This window comes from Arthrobacter sp. K410C (genome assembly GCF_059090105.1).
The window spans coordinates 62,706-87,097 of sequence record NZ_JBNHFJ010000015.1 but is presented as its reverse complement, the minus strand read 5'-3'; the positions used below and the strand labels follow the sequence as shown (position 1 = coordinate 87,097).

The window sequence follows — 24,392 nt, the reverse complement described above, 5'->3', positions numbered from 1 at the left end:
CGCCGTTGACGCCGGTGCCGTCGCTGTCACCGGTGGGGCTCCCGTGGACGGGCCAGGCTACTTCTACCAGCCCACCGTCCTGGCCAATGTCCCCAACAACGCCGCGATCCTGGGCCAGGAAATCTTCGGCCCCGTCGCCCCCGTCACCACCTTCACCACCGAGCAAGAAGCCATCAACCTCGCCAACGCCTCCGAGTACGGCCTCGCGTCCTACCTCTACAGCAAGGATTTCAACCGGTTGCTCAGGGTGGCCGAACAGATCGAGTTCGGCATGGTCGGGTTCAACGCAGGCGTCATCTCCAACGCCGCCGCACCCTTCGGCGGCGTCAAACAATCCGGACTCGGCCGCGAAGGCGGCACCGAAGGCATCGCCGAATACACCACCACCCAATACATCGGCATCGCCGACCCCTACGCGGTGTAAGTCCAACGCGGAATGGCTGGCGGAGGGGAGATTAGAATGTTTCTGCGTCAACCACGAAGCGGTACCGCACGTCGCTGGCGAGGACGCGGGCGTAGGCTTCATTGATCTGGGCCGCCGGGATGACTTCCACCTCGGCGCCCAGTCCTTTGGCGGCACAGTAGTCCAGCATTTCCTGGGTTTGCCGAATCCCGCCCATCTTGGAACCGGCTAGGTTGCGACGGAAGGAAACGAGCGACCAGGCCCGTTGGCTGAGTGGTTTAGACGGCAGACCCACCAGGACCATGGTGCCATCCAAGGCAAGCAAGGAGAGGTATGCGTCCAAGTGGATATCCATGGCGGCAGTGTTAATAATCAGGTCGAAAGTGCCTTGGAGATTTTCGAACGTAGCCGGATCTGATGTGGCACACAGCTGGTGCGCACCGAGCCGGAGGGCGTCCTCCTGCTTGCTCAGCGTCCGGCTCAGTACGGTGACCTCAGCACCCATCGCCGCTGCGATCTTGATGCCCATGTGGCCAAGTCCCCCCATGCCAACGATGGCGACCCGTTTCCCCGGTCCTGCGCCCCAGTTGCGCAGTGGCGAGTACATGGTGATGCCGGCGCACAGCAGCGGGGCGGCCTCTTCGAGTCGAATCCCCGCCGGGATGCGCACGACGTAGTTCTCGTCCACCACGATGCTGGTGCTGTACCCGCCTGCAGTGGGGAGGCCGTCACGGCCAATGGAGTTATACGTGCTGGTCGCGCCCTGCAGGCAGTACTGCTCTTCGCCGCCGCGGCAGTTTGTGCACTCGCGGCAGGAGTCGACGAAACAGCCGACGCCCACCCGGTCTCCCACTTTATGGCGCGTTACCTTTGGGCCGATGGCTTCCACTACTCCGGCAATTTCGTGGCCTACCACCACCGGATAGTTGACGGACCAGTCCCCCCGCGCCGTGTGGATGTCGGAATGGCAGATGCCAACGAACTTGATGGCTATCACGACGTCGAAATCTCCCGGAGCCCGGCGTTTCACCGTGCCGGGTACGAGGTCTGACGTTGGCGACGTTGCCAGATACGCCCTGGCAATCGTGGTCGTGGCGTCCATTTCTCCCGCGTTCAGTTGGACGGGAAGTTGTAGGAGGCGCCGGAGGCGTGGTGGGTTTCGGGCCAGCGGGAGGTGATGACCTTGCCGCGGGTGTAGAAGGAGACGCCTTCGGGGCCATAGATGTGCTTGTCGCCGAAGAGGGAGGCTTTCCAGCCGCCGAAGGAGTGGTAGGCCACCGGTACGGGCAGGGGGACGTTGATGCCGATCATGCCGACGGTCACGGAGCGCTGGAACTTCCTGGCAGCGGCGCCGGAGGAGGTGAAGATGGCGGTGCCGTTGCCGTATGGGTTGGCGTTGATCAGCTTGATGCCGTCCTCGAGGGTGTCGACGCGGACCACGACCAGGACGGGCCCAAAGATCTCTTCGGTGTAGGCGGTCATTTCGGTCGTGACGTGGTCGATGACGGTGGGGCCCACCCAGAAGCCGTCCTCGTGGCCGGGGACCACCAGGTCGCGGCCGTCCACCACCATGGCCGCACCCGCGGTTTCGGCCTCGGTCACGATCCGGACGATGCGTTCCTTGGAGGCCGGGGTGATGACCGGGCCCATTTCGGCGTCGGGGACGGTGCCGTTGTTGACCTTCACGGCCAGGGCACGTTCTTCGACCTTCTTGACGATCAGGTCCGCGGCGTCGCCGACGGCGACGGCGACGGAGATGGCCATGCAGCGTTCACCGGCCGAACCGAACGCGGCGGCGGCGAGGTGGTCGGCGGCGTTGTCCAGGTCGGCGTCGGGCATGACGATGGCGTGGTTCTTCGCCCCGCCCAGGGCCTGGACGCGCTTGCCGTGCTTGGTGGCGGTTTCGTGGACGTACTGGGCGATCGGGGTGGATCCGACGAAAGAGATGCCGTCCACGTCCGGGTGGGTCAGCAGCCCGTCGACTGTTTCCTTGTCGCCGTGCAGGACCTGGAACACACCGTCCGGCAGGCCGGCCTCCTTCCAGAGCTTGGCCAGCAGCAGTGACGGGGAGGGGTCGCGCTCGGAGGGCTTGAGGATGAAGGCGTTGCCGGTGGCGATCGCCATCGGTGCCATCCACAACGGCACCATGACGGGGAAGTTGAACGGCGTGATGCCCGCGACCACGCCGAGCGGCTCGCGGAAGGAGAACACGTCGATGCCGGTGGACACCTGGTCCGAGTAATCACCCTTCAGCAGGGTGGGGATCCCGCAGGCGTATTCGATGACCTCCAGGCCACGGCCGATTTCGCCCTTGGCGTCGGAGAGGACCTTGCCGTGCTCGGCGGTGATGAGGGCGGCGAGTTCGTCCACGTGGGCGGCGACGAGTTCGCGGAACTTGAACAGCACCGCGGTGCGCTTGGCCAGGGAAATGTCACCCCAGGTGTCGGCGGCCTTCCGCGCGGCGGCGACGGCGGTGTCCAGGTCGGCACGGTTGGCCAGGCGGAGCTCCGCGGTCACCTTGCCAGTGGCCGGGTTGAACACCTGGCGGGTTTTGTCACCGGAGCCGACTGCCTCCGTACCTGCGATAAAGTGCGGGATCCTGGTGAGGGCGATCGTTGGCATGGCGGAGTTTCCTTAGAGAGATGGGAATACGGTCAGGAAGTTGGGACGAATCCGAGGGTCTTGTCCACGACGTTTTCGAGTGGCTCGCCGTCGCGGTACCGTTTGAGGTTCTCCACGAAGAGTGCGCCGAGATCATCGAGGTAGTCCTCGGTGTCCCCGCTCATGTGCGGCGTGATGATCACGTTCTCCATGTCCCAGAGCGGGTGCCCCTCGGGCAGCGGTTCGGGATCCACAACGTCCAGTGCGGCTCCGGCAATTGATCCGGCGGCCAGGGCATCGACCAGCGCGCCAGTCTGGACGATTTCGCCCCGTCCCACATTGATCAGGCAGGCAGTGGGCTTCATGGCCGCCAAGACCTCCGCGCCCACCAGCCCCTTGGTCTGCTGGGTCAGCGGCGCGGCAAGGACGACGTAGTCGAAACCCGGGACAATCCGGGCCAGCTCGCGGGACGAATGGATCACGTCAAAATCGGCGTCGCCGGGCCGGCTGCTGCGGCCCGCACCGCTGACCTGCATGCCGACGGCGCGGAACAGCGAGGCGATCTCGCGCCCGATGGAGCCCGTACCCACCACCAGGGCCCGCTGCCCCTGGATCTTCCGGCTGGTCCGGTGCTCCCACCGCTGCACCCGCTGCCGCCTGAAGGAGCCCTGCGAATCCTTGGCCAGGTCCAGCACAAAGCCGAGCGCAAACTCGGCGATCGCCCGGCTCAGCACGCCCCGCGAGTTCGTGTACTGGATCTTGCTGCGCACCAGTTCGTCGAACATCAGCTGGCTCACCCCCGCGGCGGACACATGGACCCACCGCAGCGATGACGCGGCACCCCAGTTCTCACGCAGCGCCGGGGAGAACGAATGCCACTGGTACAGCACATCGGCGCCGTCCATCGCCCCGGCCAGTGTGTCGGCCTTGGCCAGGCGGACCTCGGCCAGCGCCTCGATCTCAGCAAGCCGCGGCGGCAGGGCCTCCCGGTACAGAACTGCAACAACGGGCTTTGCGCCCGCGCCCGCTACGCTCATGAGGCCGACGCCGGTGCTGCCGCCGGCCCGCCGGGTACCCGCGCATCGATCGCGTCCAGCGCGTGGTAGACGTCGATGGCGGCCAGGACCGCGGCCGTGAACTCCGACGTCGAGGACGGGCCTCCCACGTCGCGGGTACCAAGGCCCTCCCGGAGCACCGACTCGAAGGCGAGCTGCAGGTGCTCGGCAGCCTCCGGGTGGCCGAGATGCTGGAGCATCATCGCACCGGACCAGATCTGGCCTACCGGGTTGGCCAGCCCCTTGCCCGCGATGTCCGGCGCCGAGCCGTGGACCGGCTCGAAGAGGGACGGGAAGTCGCCATCCGGATTCAGGTTGGCGCTCGGGGCCAGGCCGATGGACCCGGTAACCGAACTTCCCAAGTCAGAGAGGATGTCGCCCAGCAGGTTTGAGGCCACGATGACATCCAGCGTCCAGGGCTTCAGCACCAGGTGGGCGGCCAGCGCATCCACCAGCTCGCTGACCAGGGTCACGTCCGGGTACAGCCGGGCCGTTTCCTCCACCACTTCATCCCAGAACGGCATGGTGTGGATGATGCCGTTGCTCTTGGTTGCCGAGGTCAGCAGGCCGCGGCGGGACGAGGCGAGCGCCGCCGCGAAATGGGCTGCCCGTGACACACCCTGGCGGGTGAAAATCGTTTCCTGCACAGCGGTCTCGTGCGGCTGCCCGCGGTAGGCGCGGCCGCCCACCTCGGAATACTCGCCCTCGTTGTTTTCCCGGACGATGAGGATGTCGATCGGTTCCTTGGACGCAAGCGGCGACCGCACGCCGTCGAGCGTTTTGACCGGGCGGAGGTTGATGTACTGCTGGAACTCCCGGCGGATGGGAATCAGCAGGCCCCACAGCGACTCCGTGTCCGGAACCTCGGGGGAACCCACGGCGCCCAGGAAAATCGCGTCGTGCCGGGCCAGCTGTTCCAGTCCGTCCACCGGCATCATCCGGCCGTGCCGGAGGTAGTAGTCGGACCCCCAGTCGAAGTACGTGAACTTCAGGTCCAGGGAATGCAGCTCCGCGATCCGTTCCAAGCACGCAATCGCGGCCGGTACAACCTCCTTGCCGATGCCGTCGCCGGCGATCACCGCAATGCTGTGTGCTGTCATGAAGAAACGCTCCGTTCCGGGGTGGCCACCTGGTGCTGCCGCTGCATGGGCGCCCCGGCAAGGTTGACGATGGTGTTCTTGGGCTCGGTCATTTCCCGCACAGCGTGCCGGACGCCCTCCCGGCCCACACCGGATTTCTTAAAGCCGCCGAACGGCATGGAATCGATCCGCACGTCACTCGTTTCATTGATGACCACCGAACCCACGTGCAGTTTTTCGGCTATCTGGAGCGCAAGATCGATGGACCGGGTGAAGACGCCGGCCTGCAGTCCATACTCTGTAGCATTGGCGGCGAACACCGCGTCCTGCACCTCGATGAACGGCAGGATGGATACCACCGGGCCAAAGACTTCGTCGCGAATCACCCGGCAGGCGGAAGGCACGTCGGCCAGCACTGTCGGTTCGTAGTAGGCCCCGCGCCGCTGCCCGCCTGCATGAACAGCGGCGCCGGACGTCTTGGCTTCCTCCACCCATTCCTCAACCCGCCGGGCCTCAGCCTCTGAAATCAGGGGACCCACGTCAGTGCCGCGGTCCAGCTTGGGACCGGTCTTCAGTTGCCTGGTGCGCGCGGTAACGAGCTCCAGCACGGTATCGAACAGCGACGTGTGCACGTACACCCGCTGCACCGACAGGCAGTTCTGGCCCGCCACCCCGAAGGCACCGGCCACAATCGCCTCGGCCGCAGCCTGGGCGTCCGCGTCCGCGCACACAATCGTGGCGTTGTTTCCGCCCAGCTCGGAAAGGATCTTCTTCCCGCCCGCTGCCGCGGCGATCCGCTCCGCCGTCGCCGGACCGCCCGTGAATGAAATCAGGTCCACGCGGGGATCAGTCACCAGCGCCTCGGAGACGCCAGGACCGGACACGATTGCGGCGATCCGGCCGGACGGGACTCCCGCCTCCAGCAGCAGCTTCACCAGCGCCAGGCCTGTCAGTGGTGTCCGATGTGAGGGTTTGAGTACGACGCCGTTGCCTCCGATGAGCGCCGGGCCCAGCTTGTGTGCCACCAGGTTCAGCGGGTCATTGAAGGGCGTGATTGCCGCAACGATGCCCACCGGCTTCCGGCTGTACCAGCCGATCTTGCCCGCACCGGCCATGCTGTCCTCAAAGCCCAGGGTCTCCCCTGCCAGTTCCACGGAGGCGGCGGCGGAAAGCCGCAAGGTTTCGGCGGCGCGGCGCACCTCGCGCTCGGCCTCGGTGATGGTCTTGCTGCTCTCCGCCGCGATGATGTTTGCGAACCGCTCCGCCTGCTCCCCAAGGAGCAGCACCGCCTTTTCCAGAGCCTCCCGCCGGGCCCGCAACGGCCACTCCTCCGCCTGGAGCTGACGCTGGATATGGGCGATCGCGCGCTCCACGTCCTGCGGCGTGGAACTGCACACCCGCCCCAGCAGGACGCCGTCCTCGGGATCCCGCACCTCCAGGGTCATGTCGGCGGTGTGCCACTTTCCCTCGAAGAAGGCGCCGCCCGGAAGGTTGGCGAACTGGGTGCGTTTGAAGGCAGTTTCCTCGGTGTTTTTTGGGCGCGCTTCAGCGACCGGTGTTGTTGGCATGGGAACCCTTTAGGTTGGCGAGCTGGTGAGTTTGGTCTATTTGACCCGGTCGATGACCTTGGCGGCGGCGCCGATGAAGGGCAGGAACCACGGCGGGCCGAAGTGGCCCGGCACTGGCGGGTTCTTCAGGTCTTCCCACACGTTGGCGCTCTTGTCGCCGGCCATGTAGTGGGCCATCCGCTTGCCCATGTGCGCCGCCATCTGGACGCCGTGGCCGCTGTAGCACAGCGAGTAGTAGAGCCCGTCATGGACGCCGGCGTGGACCATCTGGTCCATGGACAGGTCCACCAGGCCGCCCCAGATGTAGTCCACCTTGGCGTTGGAGAGGTAGGGGAACAGATCGAGCATTGCCTTGCGCAGGATCTCCGCGCTCTTGACGTCCGAGTCGGGGCTGGACAAGGCAAAGCGGGCGCGGCCGCCGAAGAGGAGCCTGTTGTCCGGGGTGATCCGGAAGTAGTACGTGAGCATCTTGCTGTCCGAGGCCTGGCGCCGGTTCGGCAGAATCCGGTTGATCACGTCTTCGGGGAGGGGTTCGGTGCAGATGATGAAACTACCCACCGGGATTACGCGGCGCTGCATCCACGGGGTGATGTTGCCGGTGTATCCGCTGGTGGCCACCAGGACCTGCTTGGCCCGGGTGATCCCCCGGGTGGTGTGCACGTCGTGGACGGTCCCGGAGATCCTCTTCAGCTCGGTGACCGCTGCGTTCTCGCAGATGTCCGCGCCAGCTGCAACGGCAACCCCTGCCAGCCCGTGGACGAACTTACCCACGTGCAGGCCTGCGCCCATCGGATCCAGCATCGCACCCTGGTAAAAATCGGTGCCGATTTCGCTGTGGATCTCGGACTTGGGGATGACCGTGACATGGTGGTCGGCGAGCTTTGCCAGCAGCTCCTGGGACTTCAGAAACCCGTCGTAGTGGGACTTGTGGAACGCCAACGAGAGCTTACCGAACCGCTTGTAGTCGCAGTCGATCGCATTGTCCTGCACGAGCTTCTCGATGCTGTCGATCGCGTCGTTGTACTCGTTGAACATCTCGACGGCGCGGGCTCCCCCGTAGCGCTTGACCGCGGTGCTGAAACCGATGGCCAACCCGGTAGTCGCCATTCCCCCATTACGGCCGGACGCGCCCCACCCCACGGTGTGGCGTTCAAAGACGGCAACGCTCGCGCCCTGCTTGGCGAATTCCAGGGCCGCGGAGAGGCCGGTGAAGCCGGCTCCAATGATGGCCACATCAACGTTTTCCGGTACCGGTGTGCGCCGGTAGTCTCCGGATGCTTCGGCAGTGTCCAGCCAGTAAGGAATGAGTTTCACGGGGTGACCTTTCGTCGCGTCGTCGGCTTAGAGGCCGAGGTGCTTGTTGATCTCGTCCAGGGACTTGGCAGTGTTGAGGTCGTAGCCCGGGCCAATGGGGTCATAGCCACGGTCTAGCATCCAGAGGTTCCGGAAGCCCATGTCGTGCATCGGGTGCATGTCGTAGCGGGTGTGCGAGGAGACGTGCAGGAAGTCCTCCGGCCTGGCGTTCAGGGTGTCCAGCATGTATTCAAAGGCCTGGTAGCGCGGCTTGTATGCCTGCGCCTGCTCAGCTGTCAACACGGCGTGGAAATCAGCGCCGAGCCTGGGAATGCTGATGTCCAGGAAGCTGTCATCGGCGTTGGACAGTGCCACCAGCTTGTAGTTGTCGCCCATCAGCTTCAGCGGAGCCGGCACGTCATCGTGCGCAACCCAGCCGCGTACTGCCTCAGCGAACTCTGCGCCCGCACCGGGAGTCGGCCCAATGCCCCACCGCTTGCACACCCGGTCAAAGGAGTCCTGGAGGATCGCTTCGTAGGGCTTGTAGTCGCCGAGGACTTCGTCGAACCGGTACCCGCGGAACTGCTTCTTGAAGGTGGGCCACTGCTCTTCGGAGATGCGGCCATCGAGCAGGCGACGGGTGGTGGGGTCGATGTCGAAGTTGATGAGTGTGCCGTAGACATCAAACGAGATGTATTTCGGCCGGAAGTTGGTCTCTGCCATGTTCTGTTCCGTTCTTGATCAGGAGGTTGGAGCGGGCATCCCTTGAGGCGGGAAGTTTTGTGACGGACATGCGACCGGGAAAGGACTGGCGCAAGCCGGAAGATCTCCTGCCCGATACGTCGACTGTAGGCGGCCAAATTGTAAATTGTCAACAACTTTTCACGCTCGCGGACTCGCCGCCGATACTCACCCGGCGAGAAAAATTGTTGCTGTGAATTGTTGACAATCTACTTGCGAGGGGGTTGCATTGCAGTAGAGGCCGAAGAGACACGGATCACAAACACGGCCTGAACCGATACTGAAGACGCCGCTCCCCGCATTCCCTTTGCTCCCTTGCACAAGGCGCCAATTCAATTCCAAATCACCGTGGCGACACCGCAGTCCCCCGGCTCAAATCCTAGAAGGAAGACATCCATGAAGACCATTAACAAACTGCAGACCGCAGCCGTAGGGCTCGCCGCTGTACTGGCCCTGAGCGCCTGTGGTGGTGCAGCCGGAGTCAGTTCCACAACGGAAGAGACGAAGTCGCTGACCAACAACACCAGGGATATTTCAGAAGGCGTTCAGCCTGATGCAGCCGCCGTGGCACTGCTGCCGCAGTCCTACAAGGACAAGGGTGAGCTTACAGTTGCGATGGACCTGCATTACCCGCCCACCACTTTCCTCGCCGAGGACAACCAGACCCCGATCGGCCTGAACCCGGACGTAGCCCGGCTCGTTGCGAAGAAGCTTGACCTGAAGCTGAAGTTCGTGGACACGAAGTTCGACACGATCGTCCCGGGCCTGGATGGCGGCCGCTTTGACTTCACCGCCACCACGATGTCGAAGACCGAGGAACGTCTCAAGGTCCTGGACATGATCGATTACTTCAAGGCCGGCAACTCGGTGGCAGTGGCAGCCGGGAACCCGTTGAACCTCACGATGGAGACCCTGTGCGGGAAGAACATCGCCGTGACTCAGGGCTCCACGGGCCAGCTCAAGCGCCTCCCGGCCCTGAGCGAGCAGACCTGCACCTCCAAGGGACAGCCGGAGATCAACGCCGTGACCCTGCCCAACGTCCAGGAGGCCCTGACCCAGCTGCACTCCAAGCGGATCGACGGCGTCCTGTATGACACCACCTCCCTGGGATGGGCACAGAAGCAGCAGCCGGACTCCTTCACCCTCCTTGGGCGGGTCAACGTCGGATCCAGCGACTTGGCCGCCATCGGCCTGAAGAAGGGCTCGGAGCTGACCCCGGCCATGCAGGCAGCAATCCAGTCAGTCCTCGAGACCCCGGAGTACAAGGAGTCCCTGGAGACCTGGGGCCTGGAGTCCGGCGCCATTACCGACGCCAAGCTGAACTAGCGGGGCGCCCCCCAATGGCTACAGCTATCACAAAAGGAAGTGAAGCAACGATGGACAGCATTGATCCGGCCCTGAAGCCACGGCTTCGGCTTCGGACCCGCGCCGAGTATGCCGGGTGGATCTTCAGTATCCTCGTGGGCATCGGGATCCTCTCCTCCGTCCTGACCAACCCCAACTTCAAGTGGCACGTCGTCGCGAAGTACTTCTTTGCCGAGTCGATCCTGCGCGGGCTGATGCTCACCATCTTCCTCACGGTCGCGTCCATGGCCCTGGGCACCCTGCTCGGGCTGGCCCTGGCGATCATGCGCTCCTCGCACGTAAAGCCGGTTTCCATCGCCGCCGGGCTCTACATCACGTTGTTCCGCGGCACCCCGGTGCTGGTGCAGCTGATCTTCTGGTTCAACATCTCCGCCCTGTACCCGGACCTGAGAATCGGTATCCCGTTCACCGACATCGGTACCGCCGTGGACACGAACGCGATCATGGGCCCCATTACCGCAGCCTTGGTCGGCCTGACCCTGAACGAGGCCGCCTACATGGCCGAAATCATCCGCGGCGGTTTCTCCTCTGTCGGTAAAGGCCAGATCGAAGCCGCAGACTCCCTGGGCATGAGCGCCGGCACCAGGATGCGCAAGGTCATCATCCCCCAGGCCATGCCATCGATCATCCCGGCCACCGGCAACCAGGTCATCGGTATGTTCAAGGGAACCTCCCTGGTCAGCGTCCTGGGCGTCGCTGAACTGCTCCAGAGCGCCCAGCTCATCTACGCCCGCACCTACGAAACCATCCCGCTGCTGATCGTCGCCAGCCTCTGGTACCTGGTGATGACCCTGCTGCTGAGCTACCCCCAATCCAAGCTCGAACAGAAATACTCCCGCGCGACCTCCCGGCTTCCCCGCAAAGCCAAGCCGGTCGTGCTCACTGATCCGGAAGGTGCTGCCCGATGAGTAACGACGGCACGATCGTTGCCCAGAAAATCCGAAAGTCCTTCGGACCCAAAACCGTCCTCAAAGACATCAACCTCGAGATCGCCAGCGGTGAAATCTGCTGCATCATCGGGCCCAGCGGCTCCGGCAAATCCACCATCCTGCGCTGCATCAACGGCCTGGAAACCGTCGACTCCGGAGTCCTGAAAGTCAACGGCGAAGACTTCGGCTACTACGAAACGGCTACCGCCTACCACGCCCTGCCGCCCAAGAAGCTCGCCGAGCAGCGCACCAGGGTGGGCATGGTGTTCCAGCAGTTCAACCTGTTCCCGAACATGACCGCCCTGGAAAACGTCATGTCCGGGCCGGTCCTGGTCAAGGGCGCGGACAAAAAAGAATCCGCCAAACGCGCCCACGAACTGCTCGCCAGCGTCGGCCTGGCCGGGTTCGGGGACTACTACCCCGCCCAGCTCTCCGGCGGCCAGCAGCAGCGCGTCGCGATCGCCCGGTCCCTGGCCATGGACCCCGAGATCATGCTCTTTGACGAACCCACCTCGGCCCTGGACCCCGAAAAAGTCGGTGAAGTCCTCGCGGTGATGAAAGACCTCGCCAAGAAAGGCATGACCATGGTCGTGGTCACCCACGAAATGGGCTTCGCCCGCGAAGTGGCCGATTCCCTGATCTTCATGGACGACGGCTACGTCATCGAACGCGGTGACGCCCGGGAAGTCCTCACCAACCCCCAAGAAGCCCGCACCAAGGCCTTCCTGGACCAGGTGCTGTAGACCATGAACGGAAAACTCGCCGTCATCGGCCTGGGCAGCATCGGCTCCATGGCCCTCTGGCAGGCCTCCCGCCTCACCGACTCCGTGACCGGTTTCGAAGCACAGACTCCCGCCCACGGCCGCAGCGCCGTGGGCGGGGACACCCGCCTGTTCCGCATGATCTACCGCGGCACCCCGGACCTTTACCCCATCCTGCAGCGCTCCCGTGATCTCTGGGCGGAACTGGAAGCAGAAACCGGCCAGGACATCCTCACCCGCTGCGGCGGCCTGTCCATCGGCACCAAAAACGGCCCCTACCTCACCGCCCTGCTCGAAACCACCGCGGCGAACAAAGCCGACCATGTCATCCTCTCCCGCGAGGACATGGCCGACCGCTACCCCCAGCACAACCTGCGCCCCGACGACATCGCCGTCTACGACCCGCACGCCGGCGCCCTGCGCACCGACCGCGCCGTCACCGCCGCCATCCAAGCCGCCCAGGCCAACGGCGCAACCATCCACACCAACACCCCCATCGACACCATCACCGAAACCAACGACGGCGTCACCATCACCTCCGGCGCGAAGACCTGGACCTTCGAAAACGTCATCATCGCCTCCGGCGGCTGGTCCCAACGCCTCATGCCCGACCACCTCACAGCAGCAACCCAGACCAAGCGCGTCTTCCTGACCTGGTTCGTGGCCCGGGACGCTGCCCAATTCGCCCCGGAAAAGTTCCCCATCTTCATCCGGATCCACGCGGACCGCTCCATGTACGGGGCGCCCGCCGTGGACGGAGCCACCGTCAAAGCAACCCTGGACGGCCGCGGCAAACCAACACCAGACCCCAACGCAGTCCCCAGGGAACTCACCCAGGCCGAAATCCAAGAAACCACCGAAACCGTCACCGAATTCCTCCCCGGCCTCCACCCCAACATCGTCCGCTCCGACGCCTTCCCGGACCTTTTCACCACCGACTCCCAGCCCTTACTGGGCTTCCTGGGCCAGTCAAGCAGGATCTACGCCGCCACCGGCTTCTCCGGCGCCGGGTTCAAAAATGCCACAGGCTACGGCGAAATCGCCGCTGGCGAGGCACTCGGCAAGGCATCGTACGGCGGCCTCGATTTTGTCCGTCCCCAACGGTTCGGTACCAACTAGCCGCCGCAGGAAAACTTGCGATACCACCCGGTGTCGCCTATTGTTGACAATCTACAATTAGAAGAAAGTAAGAAGACATGGCAACCCTGAGCCCCATCCTGAAGCAGGCGACTCCTGTTGTCGTCGACCATGCCTCCGGCAGCTGGATCCACGCCACCGACGGCAAGAAGTATCTTGACTTCACCACCGGGATTGGTGTCACCAGCACCGGCCACTGCCACCCCGATGTTGTGGCCGCGGCACGCGAGCAGGTGGGCAAGATTGTCCACGCCCAGTACACCACCGTGATGCACCAGCCCCTGCTGCAACTCACGGAACTGCTGGGGGAGGTCCTGCCCCAGGGGCTGGACAGCGTCTTCTACGCAACTTCGGGATCAGAAGCCGTGGAGGCCTCTGTCAGGCTGGCCCGGATGGCCACCGGCCGGCCGAACATCATCTCCTTCCAGGGCGGATTCCACGGACGGACGGTCGCGGCAGCGTCCCTGACCACCGCCGGAACCAAGTTCCGGTCCGGATTCTCCCCCCTCATGAGCGGCGTGCACGTCGCGCCCTTCCCGCACTGGTACCGGTACGGCTGGGACGAGGAAACCGCGGTCAGCTTCGCCCTCAAGGAACTGGACCACATCCTCCTGAGCATCAGCACGCCCGCGGACACGGCCGGCTTCATCATCGAACCTGTCCTGGGTGACGGCGGCTACATTCCCACTCCCCCTGCCTTCCTGCAGGGCCTGCGCGAACGCGCCGACCGCCACGGCATCGTGCTCATCCTCGACGAGGTCCAGGCCGGCGTCGGACGCACCGGCAAATTCTGGGGACACGACTGGGCAGGCATCACCCCTGACATCGTCATCACGGCCAAGGGCCTGGCCAGTGGCTTCCCCATCTCAGCGATCGCCGCCTCAGCTGAACTGATGGGCAAGGCCTGGCCCGGCTCCCAGGGCGGAACCTACGGCGGAAACGCCGTCGCCGCTGCAGCCGGCGTCGCCACCCTCGGGGTCATCCGCCGGGAAAACCTGGTGGAAAACGCCCTGCAGCGAGGCGACGAACTGCGCGCCGGACTCGACAAGCTGCAGACCGAGTTCGCCGGCATCGGCAACGTCCGCGGACGGGGCCTGATGCAGGGCGTCGAATTCACCGCCGCGGACAACACCCCGGACGCCGCCACGGCGCTGGCCGTCCAACAGGCCGCCATCAAGGAAGAACTGCTCCTCCTCACCTGCGGCCCGCACGGCAACGTCGTCCGCATCATCCCGGCGCTCAACGTCACCAGCGACGAAATCCAGGCCGGCCTGACCAGGTTCACCCAGGCCCTCAAAACTGCCACCTCCTAATCGCCCTTGATCACTGAAAGATCACCATGAACTCCTCCTTTGATCCCAACAGCCTCCACACCGGGCTCTTTATTGACGGAACGTGGCAGCAGGCCACCGACGGCGCCACGTTCGCCGTGGAAAACCCTGCAACCAACGAAGTCATCGCCCACGTAGCCGACGGCGGGCCCGAGGACGCCGTGCGGGCCATCGAAGCCGCCGGCCGGGCCCAGGCGGCCTGGGGCAAGTCCACCCCGCGCCAGCGGGCCGACATCCTTCGCCGCGCCTATGAACTGGTCACCGCCAATACCGACCATCTCGCGGCGATCATGACTGCCGAGATGGGCAAGCCCCTGGCCGAAGCCAAGGGGGAAGTTGCCTATGGCGCTGAGATGCTCCGCTGGTTCTCCGAAGAAGCCGTCCGCATCGGCGGCGACAGCACGGTATCCGTGGACGGAACCACGCGCATCCAGATCACCAAGGAACCTGTGGGACCCTCGGTGCTGGTTACTCCCTGGAACTTCCCCCTTGCCATGGGTGCCCGCAAGATCGCCCCTGCCGTCGCCGCCGGCTGCACCATGGTGTTCAAGCCGGCAGAGCTCACACCGCTCACGTCGCTGGCACTGGTGGCCATCTTCAAAGAGGCAGGGCTTCCCGACGGCGTGCTCAACGTCGTCACCACGGCTTCGGCTTCCAGCGTGGTACGCACGTGGACGGACAGCGGCATCGCCCGCAAGATCAGCTTCACCGGTTCCACCGAGGTGGGCAAGGTCCTCCTCCGGCAGGCGGCCGACAACGTCATGCGCTCATCCATGGAACTGGGCGGCAACGCACCTTTCATCGTCCTGGCCGATGCTGACATCGAAAAGGCCGTTGACGGTGCCATGAAAGCCAAGATGCGCAACATGGGCGAGGCGTGCACCGCAGCCAACCGCTTCTTCGTCCACAAGTCCGTGGTGGAGGAGTTTGGCGAGAAGTTCTCCAAGAAGATGTCAGAATTGCAGGTGGGCAACGGCGCTGTGGCGGGCACCGACGTCGGGCCTCTGATCGAGCAGAAGGGGCTCGACAAGGTCGAAAGCCTCGTCGCTGATGCGACGGCCAAGGGTGCGCGAGTGCTGACCGGAGGAACTCGGCCGGAAGGCCCCGGGTACTTCTTCACTCCCACGGTCCTGATGGATGTTCCCAGGGATGCCGAACTGATGAGCACGGAGATTTTCGGGCCGGTGGCAGCCATATCGTCCTTTGACAGCGAAGACGAGGTCCTCAGCCTGGCCAACGACACGGAGTGGGGACTGGTGGGCTACGTGTTTACCGAGAGCATGGAAAAAGCCATGCGCTTCTCGGCGGAACTGGAGGTTGGAATGGTCGGGATCAATACCGGCATCGTCTCCAACCCTGCCGCACCCTTCGGGGGCGTCAAGCAGTCGGGCCTGGGACGCGAGGGCGGAAAAGTGGGAATCGACGAATTCCTGGAGTACAAGTACACAGCAATAGCGTTCTAACAAGAATGCAATCTGCCGAAGCATGAAATGAGGGGATGTCAATGGCGGCACCGGAGGCAACATTCGTACTGGAAGGTCGCCCCACGGCGCAACTGATCGCCGACCAGTTGCGGGAGCTGATCGTCCAGGGGGCTTTCAGGCCCGGGCAGCAGGTCAACGAATCTGCGCTGGCCAGCCAGCTCAATACCTCGCGCGGGCCGCTGCGGGAAGCTCTGCAGCGGCTCTGCCAGGAAGGCATCCTGGTCAGCAAGCGCAACCGCGGGGTTTTCGTACTGGAGCTGACGGCGGATGACGTGAAGGAAATCTACGCCGTCCGCGAGGCTGTGGAGCTCGCTGCCGCCAACACCCTCCTCAACTCGGACCCCGAGCAGGTTGCTGCCACCTGCAGGGAACTCAAGGGCATCATCAAAAACATGGCCAAGCAGGTGAAGGCCTCAGACTGGCAGTCGCTGGCACGGCTGGACATGCAGTTCCACACCACGTTCGTGTCAGGCACCGGCAACACCCGCCTGATCCGGATTTATGAGACACTCGCGGCCGAATCCCGCATGTGTATCCTCGGGCTGGAAGTGGCTTACCCGCGCATCGACGTCCTGGTACAGGAACACCAGAAGATCCTCGACCACCTGGAAACAGGCGATCGCAACGGACTCCAGCATGCCATTGAACGCCACATGCAGAAGGCGGTGGAGGACCTTACGTCTGATCCTGAAGCAGCCGGGATCAGCGCCTAGAAGCAAGGACCCGCTGAACCACTGCATAAATAAGGGCCCAGTTCCAACGGAACTGGGCCCTTACTCAACCACACTTATTTCCATGACCGCCTGCTGCCACTGGCGCCAGCTGCCGGTCAGCACGGAGCACTCACACATGAAAGACAACCGGGCCATTCCCGCCTTCGAAACCCGAGCTGCCCGCAGGCTCCGGGAAACCATGTGGTCATCCTTGGAGCCGGGCGACCTGGTGACACTGGGCCGGCAGGGCTTTGACCATTACAGCGGGAGGGTGGACGAACGTACCGCCGACGGCCGGACAATCTGGGTGGTGGACCACATCGGGGACCGGCGGCTCTTCCACATCGAGGACGATTACGAGCTCTCCATGGGCATTAAGTCCGACGCCGGCGCGCGGCTCTGGCCTGCAACGTGCGGCAAGAGTAGCCTCAGGCATACCACGTAGCGCACGGCCAACCAGCCCCCCAAACCCGGAGCGGTTGCCCGTCAGGCAGTTCCCCGAGGAGGCCGGGCAATGGCTGGATGGAACGCGGACACGGCGGCGGGACCACTTGGCGCCGGCACGGTCACACTGGTGGAAGGCACGTCCTTCTGCATCTCCCTGCCGAACGGAGACATCTACCCTGAACATCCGCACGGGCTCTTCTTCCAGGACACGCGTATCCTGTCCAGGTTGAACCTGGCCGTCAACGGGCAGCCCCTCGAACCCCTGGCGGCCCAGACGAAGGAACCATACAGGGGAATCTTCGCCTGCAGGGTCGCCAGATCGGACGGCTACGCGGACAGCCCGCTCATTGTGGAACGCAGGCGGGAACTGGGGATCGGCATCGTGGAACACATCACCGTCCATAACCACTCCACAACGCCCGTGGAATGCGCGGTCTCACTCACCGTCAGCTCGGATTTCGCGGATGTCTTTGAAGTCAAGGAAGCCCGGACGCCGCGGGAGTGGGCAGAGACCCGTGAGTTCGACGGAAAGACCCTGAGCATCAGCGGCCGCTGGCACGAAGTCCGGAAGTCCGTCGTCGTAAGTTCCGCTACCCCCTGGAACGCGGAGGGTGAGGAGCTGAACTGTGTCACCACCATCCCGCCGCGCGGAGAGTGGAACACCGTCCTGACAGTGGCGCCCGGCTCCGGGGCCGCCACGGCCCCCATAGTCCGCCCGGCCGAAGGCGAGCTGTCGCGCAGCGACCGCCGCCGGCAGGAATGGGTGGCCAAGATCCCCAAACTGCATATGAGTAACCGGTCCGTGGAAAGGACGCTCCGCCGCAGTTATGACGATCTTGGCGCCCTCCGCATTGAAGATCCAAGCCACCCGGAGCGCATTGTGGTGGCGGCGGGAGCGCCCTGGTTTATGACGCTGTTTGGCCGGGATTCCCTGTGGGCCTCGGAGATGGCCATGCCGGTTGACCCGTCCCTGGCGCTGGGCACCCTGCAGACCCTTGCTGACCGGCAAGGTGCCGTAGTGGACCCCATCAGCGAGGAGGAACCCGGAAAGATCCTGCACGAGGTGCGGCTCGACGTCTCCAGTTCCCTGGCACTGGGAGGCAAATCCATCTACTACGGCAGCATCGACGCAACGCCCTTGTTCGTGGTGATCCTGGGGTCGGTAAGCCGCTGGGGTTTCGCCAAGGACACCATCGCAGCGCTGCTTCCGCACGCCGACCGCGCCCTGGACTGGATACGGGATTACGGCGACAGGGACGGCGACGGCTTTGTGGAGTACCAGCGCCTCAATGACCAGGGACTTATCAACCAGGGCTGGAAGGATTCCTGGGACGGCATCAACTTTGCTGATGGAACACTGGCAGAACCACCGATCGCTCTCTGCGAGGTCCAGGCGTACGTCTATGACGCCTATATGGCCCGCTCCTGGATCGCCTATGACACCGGAGAGACAGCCCTGGCGGCCGAGCTCGCGGAGCGCGCTGCGGAGCTGAAGGCGCGGTTCAATGAAGAGTTCTGGATGCCGGACCGGGGATACTACGCCATCGCGCTGGACGGCAAGAAGCGGCAGGTAGATGCCTGCGCATCCAACATGGGACATTGCCTGTGGGTGGGTCTCGTGGATGAGGACAAGGCTCCGCTGGTTGCGGAACGGCTGATGTCCCCTGAAATGTTCAGCGGCTGGGGCGTCCGCACCCTGGCCACGGACATGGGCGCCTACAACCCGGCCAGCTACCACAATGGCTCGGTGTGGCCGCACGACAACGCCGTGATCGCGGCAGGCCTGATGCGCTATGGATTCGTTGAAGAGGCGCAGCGCATTTCCACCGCCCTGTTCGAAGCCGCCGAATACTCCGAGGGCCGTCTGCCTGAGTTGTTCTGCGGATTCAGCAGGGAGCAGTACGGCGAGCCCGTACCCTACCCGACGGCCTGCTCGCCCCAGGCCTGGGCCGCGACGTCACCTATTCAGCTGGTGACGAGCCTGATGAGATACGACGCCAACGTTGCCCGCGGGGGGTTCTGGATGGATCCCCACTTGCCGCCGTCCTACGGTGACTTGCATATCAGCAATGCACCCATGGCCGGAGAGCGGGTCACCATCGATATCGCCAACTCGGTACCCGCCGTACGGGGACTTCCGAAGGGGATGGTGTTCCATCGGGGCCACCGGCCGTGGCTGACCGAACTCGTGGCCGAGGCCGCGCTGCGCAAGGAGCAGTAAGGGCCTTCAGTTCCGCCTACTGGCTGGAAGCGAAAACAGCTGCGGGCCGAAGGCTCCGGCTCCCGGCAGCTTTCCCCAGCATCCACAGCACGGGCTCGCCGCATGAAGCGGGCATGAGTTCCCCCTTCGTGATGAACCGTGCCGCTGCCGGATCACCGGCGGCTGACCACCACCCGGTTTTGGGGCAGTGATGGCCAGTCCGGCTCGTTTCATCAAGCTCGAAAGCAGGAGTGTCGATGCGCCGTTTCTTCATCGTGTTTCCTTGGGGCTGGGTCCGGTTGGAAGGACGGGGTGAGCTGCTAACGTTCCCAAGCTTAGCAATTGTCAACAATCTACAACAGATCTACGCGCTAGGATTTTTCGCGTTTTTGAAAGCGTTGCAAATCCCTGCCACCGATTGCAGGAGCAGAGCGGTGCCGGGTATCCGGGCCGCCGGCATTCATGCAGATCAGAACCAGGGCGGCGAACTTCGTCGCCGGGCATACAGGGGCAGGGGCTCGGGCCACTCTCCCCGCCAGGTTCGAACTGGGGACTTCCCCGTCCACGCCGCCGCTCTACCGCTCCTACCTTGCCCAGAGCGGCATCGCCTGGTTGGGGTGAAGCCCCCGCGCGAGTCAGGCTCCAGCGCGGGGGCTCCCTGTGCTTCCTAGTTGGGGAAATAACGTGGAAACAAGAAGAATTTACCGGCCGGCAGGAACTTGAAATTTCCAAAACAGGCCGGTTTGGGGAATCTTGAGGAAACCTTGAGCAGCGCCGCCAATCGGGCGGTTAACTGCCCGGTTCCTCTGTGGAGTCCGGGTCCTCCTCGGGCTCGAAGGTGTTGGGTTCGGCGTCCACGCTGATGCCGATGCCGTCGCCGCCCCGTGGGATCCCGCCGTCGTTCTTGTCAGGTGCCGCATTGCCCGCGGCGCCTTCCACGCCGTCCTGCGTTTCGTCGTCGGGCAGGGAATCGGGTGAGTTGATTGTCATCGCTCCTCCTTCATTGGCCGGGCCTCCACGCTAACAGCCCGCGGCCGGAAAGGCGCCGGTAGGGACAACAAAATTTACTGCGTCCGCCCGATGGGCCTCGCCGCCCGCAGGATGACGTCCAGCCCGGCGGGGCTGCCAGGCCCGTGCCTCCGGACCGCTGCTTCGCCGGCGCGCTTGATGACCGAGCGCATGACCAGGGCCACGATCACGGCGTCGTCCGCGTAGCCGATCACGGGGATGAAGTCCGGGACCAGGTCGATGGGCGACAGGAGATAGGCCAGCAACAGCACCAGCCGGACGCGGACGCCGACGGCGACAGTACGGTCCGCCGCGAGCCCGCGGATGAGCCGCAACAGGTCCGGCAGCAGCCGCAGGGCGTCCTTCATGGAGACCGTTTCGGGATGGCGGCGGGCGTACACCCACAGGAGGAACAACAAAACGGCGTATGCCAGCAGGATGCCTGCCACTATTCCGGCAATGGTCTCCCAGTGCACTTTCGTCTCCTCCCGTTTGGGGCTATAACCTCCGGCGCCGGAACGAGACTACGCCAAGGCAGGGGACCGGCAACGCTTTGGGGAATTACTGCGTCATGCGGTAGCCGACACCGCGGACCGTCTCCACCCAGCGAGGATGCCGTGAACTTTCCCCCAGCCGCTTCCTAAGGTTGCCCACATGCACCTCCACTGCACGCTCCTCGCCCGCACTGACGAAGGAGTTTGTGCTGTAGGGCTCGTTCCGGAGCCTCCGGACCAGGTCGGCCTTGGTCTGGACTGTCCGCCCGTTCTCCATCAGGACCAACAGGATGTCGAACTGCGTGCGCGTCAGGTCCACGGGGACCCCCTCAATGGCCGCCTGCCGTGAATCCTCGTGCACAGTGAGCCCGCGGTGGGCGAAATCGCAGCAACCCGGTACTTCCTGTTGCTCCGGCGGCGCTCCCCCTACCCGCCGATCATGCGGGGCTGCCCCGCCGCCGGCGTCCGTTGAATCCCGCCGGTGCCACTGCCCGTGACCCGGTGAGCCGTCAGCCGGAGCAGTGGGCAATGTCCGGGGGCGGCGGAGCATGGCACCGATCCGCGCCCTAAGCTCCCGCGGCCGGAAGGGCTTGGTGAGGTAGTCGTCGGCCCCCGCCTCGAATCCCATCAGCGCATCCGCTTCGTCGGTACGGCTGGTGACGATGATGAGGTAGGCATCGCTAAAGGTCCGGATCCGCCGGGAGGCCTCCAGCCCGTCAAAATCAGGAAGGCCAACATCCATAGTGACAATGTCCGGCTTGTGTTCCCATACGGCTTCGACACCCGCAGAGCCGGACGATGTCGAATGGACGGCAAAACCGGATTGCAGCAGCACCTCGGTCAGGATGTCCCGGACGTCGTCATCGTCCTCAACCACTACGGCGACGCCGCGCTCCACCATCCATGCCCCCTCAAGCCTTATCCGCTTCCGCCCATCGCGCTGCAAACTTGCTGGCGCAATGCACTAAGTGTTCGGAGACGGAAGCAAAAAGGATGCCCCTGGTCCTAATTCTCGGGAAGCCCTCATGACATTACCCAAAGAATTGGATACACACCCATTCCCCAACCGGTAGTGCGCATTTCTTGAGATTAGGTTGAGTATTGCGTTTTGCTTGAGGTTGCTTTTCCGCAAGAATTCGGGTCGCAAAACTATTGCCTTTTTACGTTGCGGAGACAGAAGATCAAGCTGTGCTCAATGGGGGCGCAAATTGCTCGCTGGGAGCAACTGATAAGGGGCGTTTGCATGGCTTGTTTTCGCTTTTCTCTCCACCATCCCTCGAGCCGGGGCAAATCCCTGGCCATGCTCGCGGCCGGAGTCCTGGCCATGATGGCCAGCTTCACGCCGGCCCAGGCCGCGGATACCACTCCTCTCGATCCCAATCCCGGGCCGGCCGGCAACTTCTCCTGGAAGGGCTTCAACTGGGAAAAACGCTTCTGGGGCGGGGCGCCGCAATACAACAAACTGTTTGCGGCCGCCAATGTCAGCAACCCGGATGCGAACGGACACGTTACCCTCAGCCTCACAAATCCGAGCGGTGATGCCCCCGTTGGCGCGGAGTTCCAGTCCACCAGGCAAGGATTTGGCTATGGCACCTACAGCACCGTGGTGGAAAAGGACCTCACAACCCTTCAGAAGGAAGTGGTGTGGGGATGCCTCTTCACTTACGATCCCCTGGCCGAGCCTGGATACAACGAGATCGACCTGTGCGAGGCCTCCGCGTGGGGCGGCGGGGCCGCCTATGGGGAGTCCTGGCCTGTGACCCAGGGCCACGGGTACTGGTTTGATGCCAGCAAACCCCCAGGGGAAGGAAACAACACCACGGTCTTTGGCGTAACATCCAGCCCCGTCAACACCCACCGAATGGTGTGGGAGCCCGGCCGGCTTACGTTCGACACCTTCCAGGGGGAAGGCTTCGCTGGAACCCTGCTGAAGAGGACAGTCCTGGAAGGGCCAACGGTACCAATTCCGGCTAAGGAACAGATCCACTTCAACCTCTGGGTGACCGGCGGGGGCGGAGGCGATCCCGCCCACGTCAAGCCGGAGAGCGTGGTAATTCGCGACTTTTCCTTTGTGCCTGCCGCAGCCGCCGCGCCGGCCCAGCCGGTTTCCGCAATCACGCTGAGCGCCTCCACCACCAAGACCAAGTCGGTCAGCTCCACCACCTTGAAGTGGACGGGAGCAACGGGGAGCAGTGTGACGCTGTGGATCAACGGCACCCGGAAAACCATCCCGAACACCGGAAGCGTCGTCAACACCATCAAGGGCGGGAGCACCATCGCCTATAAGGTTTGCGACACTGCCGGGTGCTCGAATGTGGTCAACGTGGTGACCTGACACTTGCCAGGGCGGAGCCCGGCCATGAAGAATGCAGCGTGCACGTTGACCGCTGCATTCTTCGTTGGAACGTGGTTGGCCGCAGGTGGAGCCATCCGGCCGCCTGTTAGGACTTGGTTCCGCGCACGGGGACGATCCGCCTGACGGCAAGCCCCAGGGCCAGAAGGGCAAATGCGGCGAGCGCAAGCCAGAAGAGGTCACCCGCCCCGGTCATGGCGAGGGTTCCGGAACCGGCCCCCGCGGCGGCAGGTACTGCTGGGTTGTTGTACATGGAGTTACCAGGCTTTCTTTTTGTTAAAGGCTGCATCTGCATATGCCTTCGCGTGGACTGCCTGCAGGAACAGGTCAATCACAAGTTCGTACATGGTGGCTGCTGCGAGCATGTATCTCCATCCCCGCAGCCGCACTGTCACCACCCGCTCGATCACGAAGACACCGGTCACGGCGAGCCAGAACGGCTGGATGTGCAGCCCCTCCCCCGTGGCCAGTGCCAATGCCACCGTGCTGACGTAGGCGATGGTTACGGCCACGCCCACTAACGACAGGAACTGCCTGCCCCAGTAGGGCCGGGTCACCCTGGTCCAGCCGTATTGGACGCAGTTCTCCACCGCCCCACGCTTCCAGCGCAGTCGCTGCGCCCACAGTTCACGCCAGGTGGGCATCACCTCCGTCACCAGGGTGCAGTCAGCGGGCGAACGTATGCGGTACTTGAGGGTCAACAGGGCAAAGGACAACTCGTTGTCCTCTGTGAGGACCGAGGTATCGTAAACGCCTCCGCGGCCATTCCCTGGCGGAAGGGTGCCATCGAGCCTTGCCGCCACCACATCCCGGAGAGTGCGGGCCCGGAACAGCGCAGCAGTTCCCGTTACCACCAGGCATCTGCCGTGGAGGCGCCGCACGTCCCTGGCATAGCGTGCATATTCATTCCGCTGGAGATGCCCCACAAACCCGCCGCCTCCCGCTCCGGTGAAAACACCGCCCACAGCACCAAGCCGTGAATCAGCCTGCAGGTGAGCCACAGAGCGCTCAATGAAGTCCCGGGACAACTGGGAATCGGCGTCCTGGATCAATATCAGGTCCTCGGGAGCCGCATGGGGCAGAAGTCCTGCGAGAACGAAGTTCAGGGCACCCGCTTTTTTATCCGCGTTCCCCACGGTCCGGACTACCTCCCCACCGGAAGCCGCAGCGATTTCCACAGTGCCGTCCGTGCAGTTGTCCGCCACCACAATGACCCGGTCCGGACTGCGCGTCTGGTCCCGCAAGGAGGCCAGGGTATCTGCAATTCCAGCAGCTTCATTATGTGCAGGAATTATGACAGTAATCACAATTCCGGACCGCCCGCACGAGACCTTAAGCGGTGCGCCAGCGGCATTTGCGATGGACGCCACATTTTCTTCACAATCCCCCCAAGAGACACTTCTGCAATGGATCTCGAGTCTTCCAAGGAG

At 63.9% G+C, this 24,392-nt stretch carries 23 protein-coding genes; 11 read left to right on the top strand and 12 right to left on the bottom strand.

What is annotated here, in order from left to right; all coding sequences use genetic code 11:
• Window positions 1–424 (top strand): aldehyde dehydrogenase family protein (locus AC5RU7_RS17480; protein ID WP_494053288.1); only part of this gene is annotated, 424 nt, incomplete at its 5' end.
• A gap of 31 nt (window positions 425–455) precedes the next feature.
• Here AC5RU7_RS17480 and AC5RU7_RS17475 read toward each other — a convergent pair.
• The 7 genes from AC5RU7_RS17475 to AC5RU7_RS17445 are packed head-to-tail and all read right to left on the bottom strand — an operon-like array spanning window position 456 to window position 8,722.
• Entirely contained in the window at window positions 456–1,505 is a 1,050-nt protein-coding gene (locus AC5RU7_RS17475) for an NAD(P)-dependent alcohol dehydrogenase (RefSeq protein ID WP_494009600.1), read from the bottom strand.
• Window positions 1,506–1,516: 11 nt separating this feature from the next.
• Entirely contained in the window at window positions 1,517–3,025 is a 1,509-nt protein-coding gene (locus AC5RU7_RS17470) for a CoA-acylating methylmalonate-semialdehyde dehydrogenase (protein WP_494009601.1), read from the bottom strand.
• A 32-nt stretch (window positions 3,026–3,057) separates the two neighbouring features.
• Window positions 3,058–4,041: a D-2-hydroxyacid dehydrogenase gene (locus tag AC5RU7_RS17465; RefSeq protein WP_494053287.1), complete on the bottom strand. Its 984-nt coding sequence runs from the start codon at window positions 4,039–4,041 to the stop codon at window positions 3,058–3,060.
• The gene (locus AC5RU7_RS17460) at window positions 4,038–5,159 is read right to left on the bottom strand and encodes a tartrate dehydrogenase (protein ID WP_494009603.1); all 1,122 of its coding nucleotides are present in this window, start codon (window positions 5,157–5,159) and stop codon (window positions 4,038–4,040) included. Before AC5RU7_RS17460 ends, AC5RU7_RS17465 begins: the two co-directional genes overlap by 4 nt.
• Window positions 5,156–6,706 carry an aldehyde dehydrogenase family protein gene (locus AC5RU7_RS17455; protein WP_494009604.1) on the bottom strand — a complete coding sequence of 517 codons (1,551 nt, stop codon included), beginning with the start codon at window positions 6,704–6,706 and terminating at the stop codon, window positions 5,156–5,158. The genes AC5RU7_RS17460 and AC5RU7_RS17455 overlap by 4 nt, the downstream gene beginning before the upstream one ends.
• 36 nt (window positions 6,707–6,742) lie before the next feature.
• Complete coding sequence (locus tag AC5RU7_RS17450) at window positions 6,743–8,020, bottom strand: NAD(P)/FAD-dependent oxidoreductase (protein WP_494053286.1); 1,278 nt, start codon at window positions 8,018–8,020, stop codon at window positions 6,743–6,745.
• 27 nt (window positions 8,021–8,047) lie between these two features.
• Entirely contained in the window at window positions 8,048–8,722 is a 675-nt protein-coding gene (locus AC5RU7_RS17445; protein ID WP_494009606.1) for a haloacid dehalogenase type II, read from the bottom strand.
• Between the two features lie 414 nt (window positions 8,723–9,136).
• Here AC5RU7_RS17445 and AC5RU7_RS17440 point away from each other — a divergent pair, with 414 nt between their 5' ends.
• The 9 genes from AC5RU7_RS17440 (at window position 9,137) to AC5RU7_RS17400 (ending at window position 19,128) form a co-directional block, all read left to right on the top strand.
• On the top strand, window positions 9,137–10,066 hold the full coding sequence (locus AC5RU7_RS17440; RefSeq protein ID WP_494009607.1) for an ABC transporter substrate-binding protein: 930 nt from the start codon (window positions 9,137–9,139) through the stop codon (window positions 10,064–10,066).
• Window positions 10,067–10,116: 50 nt separating this feature from the next.
• Window positions 10,117–11,013, top strand: a complete 897-nt coding sequence (locus tag AC5RU7_RS17435; protein ID WP_494009608.1) for an amino acid ABC transporter permease — start codon at window positions 10,117–10,119, stop codon at window positions 11,011–11,013.
• Window positions 11,010–11,777: an amino acid ABC transporter ATP-binding protein gene (locus AC5RU7_RS17430; protein ID WP_494009609.1), complete on the top strand. Its 768-nt coding sequence runs from the start codon at window positions 11,010–11,012 to the stop codon at window positions 11,775–11,777. The genes AC5RU7_RS17435 and AC5RU7_RS17430 overlap by 4 nt, the downstream gene beginning before the upstream one ends.
• A 3-nt stretch (window positions 11,778–11,780) precedes the next feature.
• Window positions 11,781–12,914, top strand: coding sequence for an FAD-dependent oxidoreductase (locus tag AC5RU7_RS17425; RefSeq protein WP_494053285.1), 1,134 nt, complete (start codon window positions 11,781–11,783; stop codon window positions 12,912–12,914).
• Between the two features lie 77 nt (window positions 12,915–12,991).
• Window positions 12,992–14,245 (top strand): aspartate aminotransferase family protein, encoded by a 1,254-nt coding sequence (locus tag AC5RU7_RS17420; protein ID WP_494053284.1) that lies wholly within the window; start codon window positions 12,992–12,994, stop codon window positions 14,243–14,245.
• A 26-nt stretch (window positions 14,246–14,271) separates the two neighbouring features.
• Window positions 14,272–15,726: an NAD-dependent succinate-semialdehyde dehydrogenase gene (locus AC5RU7_RS17415; RefSeq protein WP_494053283.1), complete on the top strand. Its 1,455-nt coding sequence runs from the start codon at window positions 14,272–14,274 to the stop codon at window positions 15,724–15,726.
• Between the two features lie 41 nt (window positions 15,727–15,767).
• Window positions 15,768–16,460, top strand: coding sequence for a GntR family transcriptional regulator (locus AC5RU7_RS17410; RefSeq protein WP_494009613.1), 693 nt, complete (start codon window positions 15,768–15,770; stop codon window positions 16,458–16,460).
• A 136-nt stretch (window positions 16,461–16,596) separates the two neighbouring features.
• On the top strand, window positions 16,597–16,905 hold the full coding sequence (locus AC5RU7_RS17405) for a hypothetical protein (RefSeq protein ID WP_494053282.1): 309 nt from the start codon (window positions 16,597–16,599) through the stop codon (window positions 16,903–16,905).
• 69 nt (window positions 16,906–16,974) lie between these two features.
• Entirely contained in the window at window positions 16,975–19,128 is a 2,154-nt protein-coding gene (locus AC5RU7_RS17400; RefSeq protein WP_494053281.1) for an amylo-alpha-1,6-glucosidase, read from the top strand.
• 768 nt (window positions 19,129–19,896) lie between these two features.
• Here the strand turns inward: AC5RU7_RS17400 and AC5RU7_RS17395 are convergent.
• From AC5RU7_RS17395 to AC5RU7_RS17385, 3 genes are all read right to left on the bottom strand, one after another.
• Window positions 19,897–20,097 carry a hypothetical protein gene (locus AC5RU7_RS17395; RefSeq protein WP_494053280.1) on the bottom strand — a complete coding sequence of 67 codons (201 nt, stop codon included), beginning with the start codon at window positions 20,095–20,097 and terminating at the stop codon, window positions 19,897–19,899.
• Between the two features lie 74 nt (window positions 20,098–20,171).
• On the bottom strand, window positions 20,172–20,591 hold the full coding sequence (locus AC5RU7_RS17390) for a YkvA family protein (protein ID WP_494053279.1): 420 nt from the start codon (window positions 20,589–20,591) through the stop codon (window positions 20,172–20,174).
• A gap of 85 nt (window positions 20,592–20,676) precedes the next feature.
• On the bottom strand, window positions 20,677–21,510 hold the full coding sequence (locus AC5RU7_RS17385) for a response regulator transcription factor (protein ID WP_494053278.1): 834 nt from the start codon (window positions 21,508–21,510) through the stop codon (window positions 20,677–20,679).
• A gap of 342 nt (window positions 21,511–21,852) precedes the next feature.
• On the opposite strand from AC5RU7_RS17385, the gene AC5RU7_RS17380 reads away from it, so the two are divergent.
• On the top strand, window positions 21,853–22,944 hold the full coding sequence (locus AC5RU7_RS17380) for a glycoside hydrolase family 16 protein (protein WP_494053277.1): 1,092 nt from the start codon (window positions 21,853–21,855) through the stop codon (window positions 22,942–22,944).
• Between the two features lie 106 nt (window positions 22,945–23,050).
• Here the strand turns inward: AC5RU7_RS17380 and AC5RU7_RS17375 are convergent, their stop codons facing one another.
• Window positions 23,051–23,215, bottom strand: coding sequence for a hypothetical protein (locus AC5RU7_RS17375; RefSeq protein WP_494053276.1), 165 nt, complete (start codon window positions 23,213–23,215; stop codon window positions 23,051–23,053).
• 4 nt (window positions 23,216–23,219) lie between these two features.
• On the bottom strand, window positions 23,220–24,269 hold the full coding sequence (locus AC5RU7_RS17370) for a glycosyltransferase family 2 protein (protein WP_494053275.1): 1,050 nt from the start codon (window positions 24,267–24,269) through the stop codon (window positions 23,220–23,222).
• Window positions 24,270–24,392: the final 123 nt, after the last annotated feature.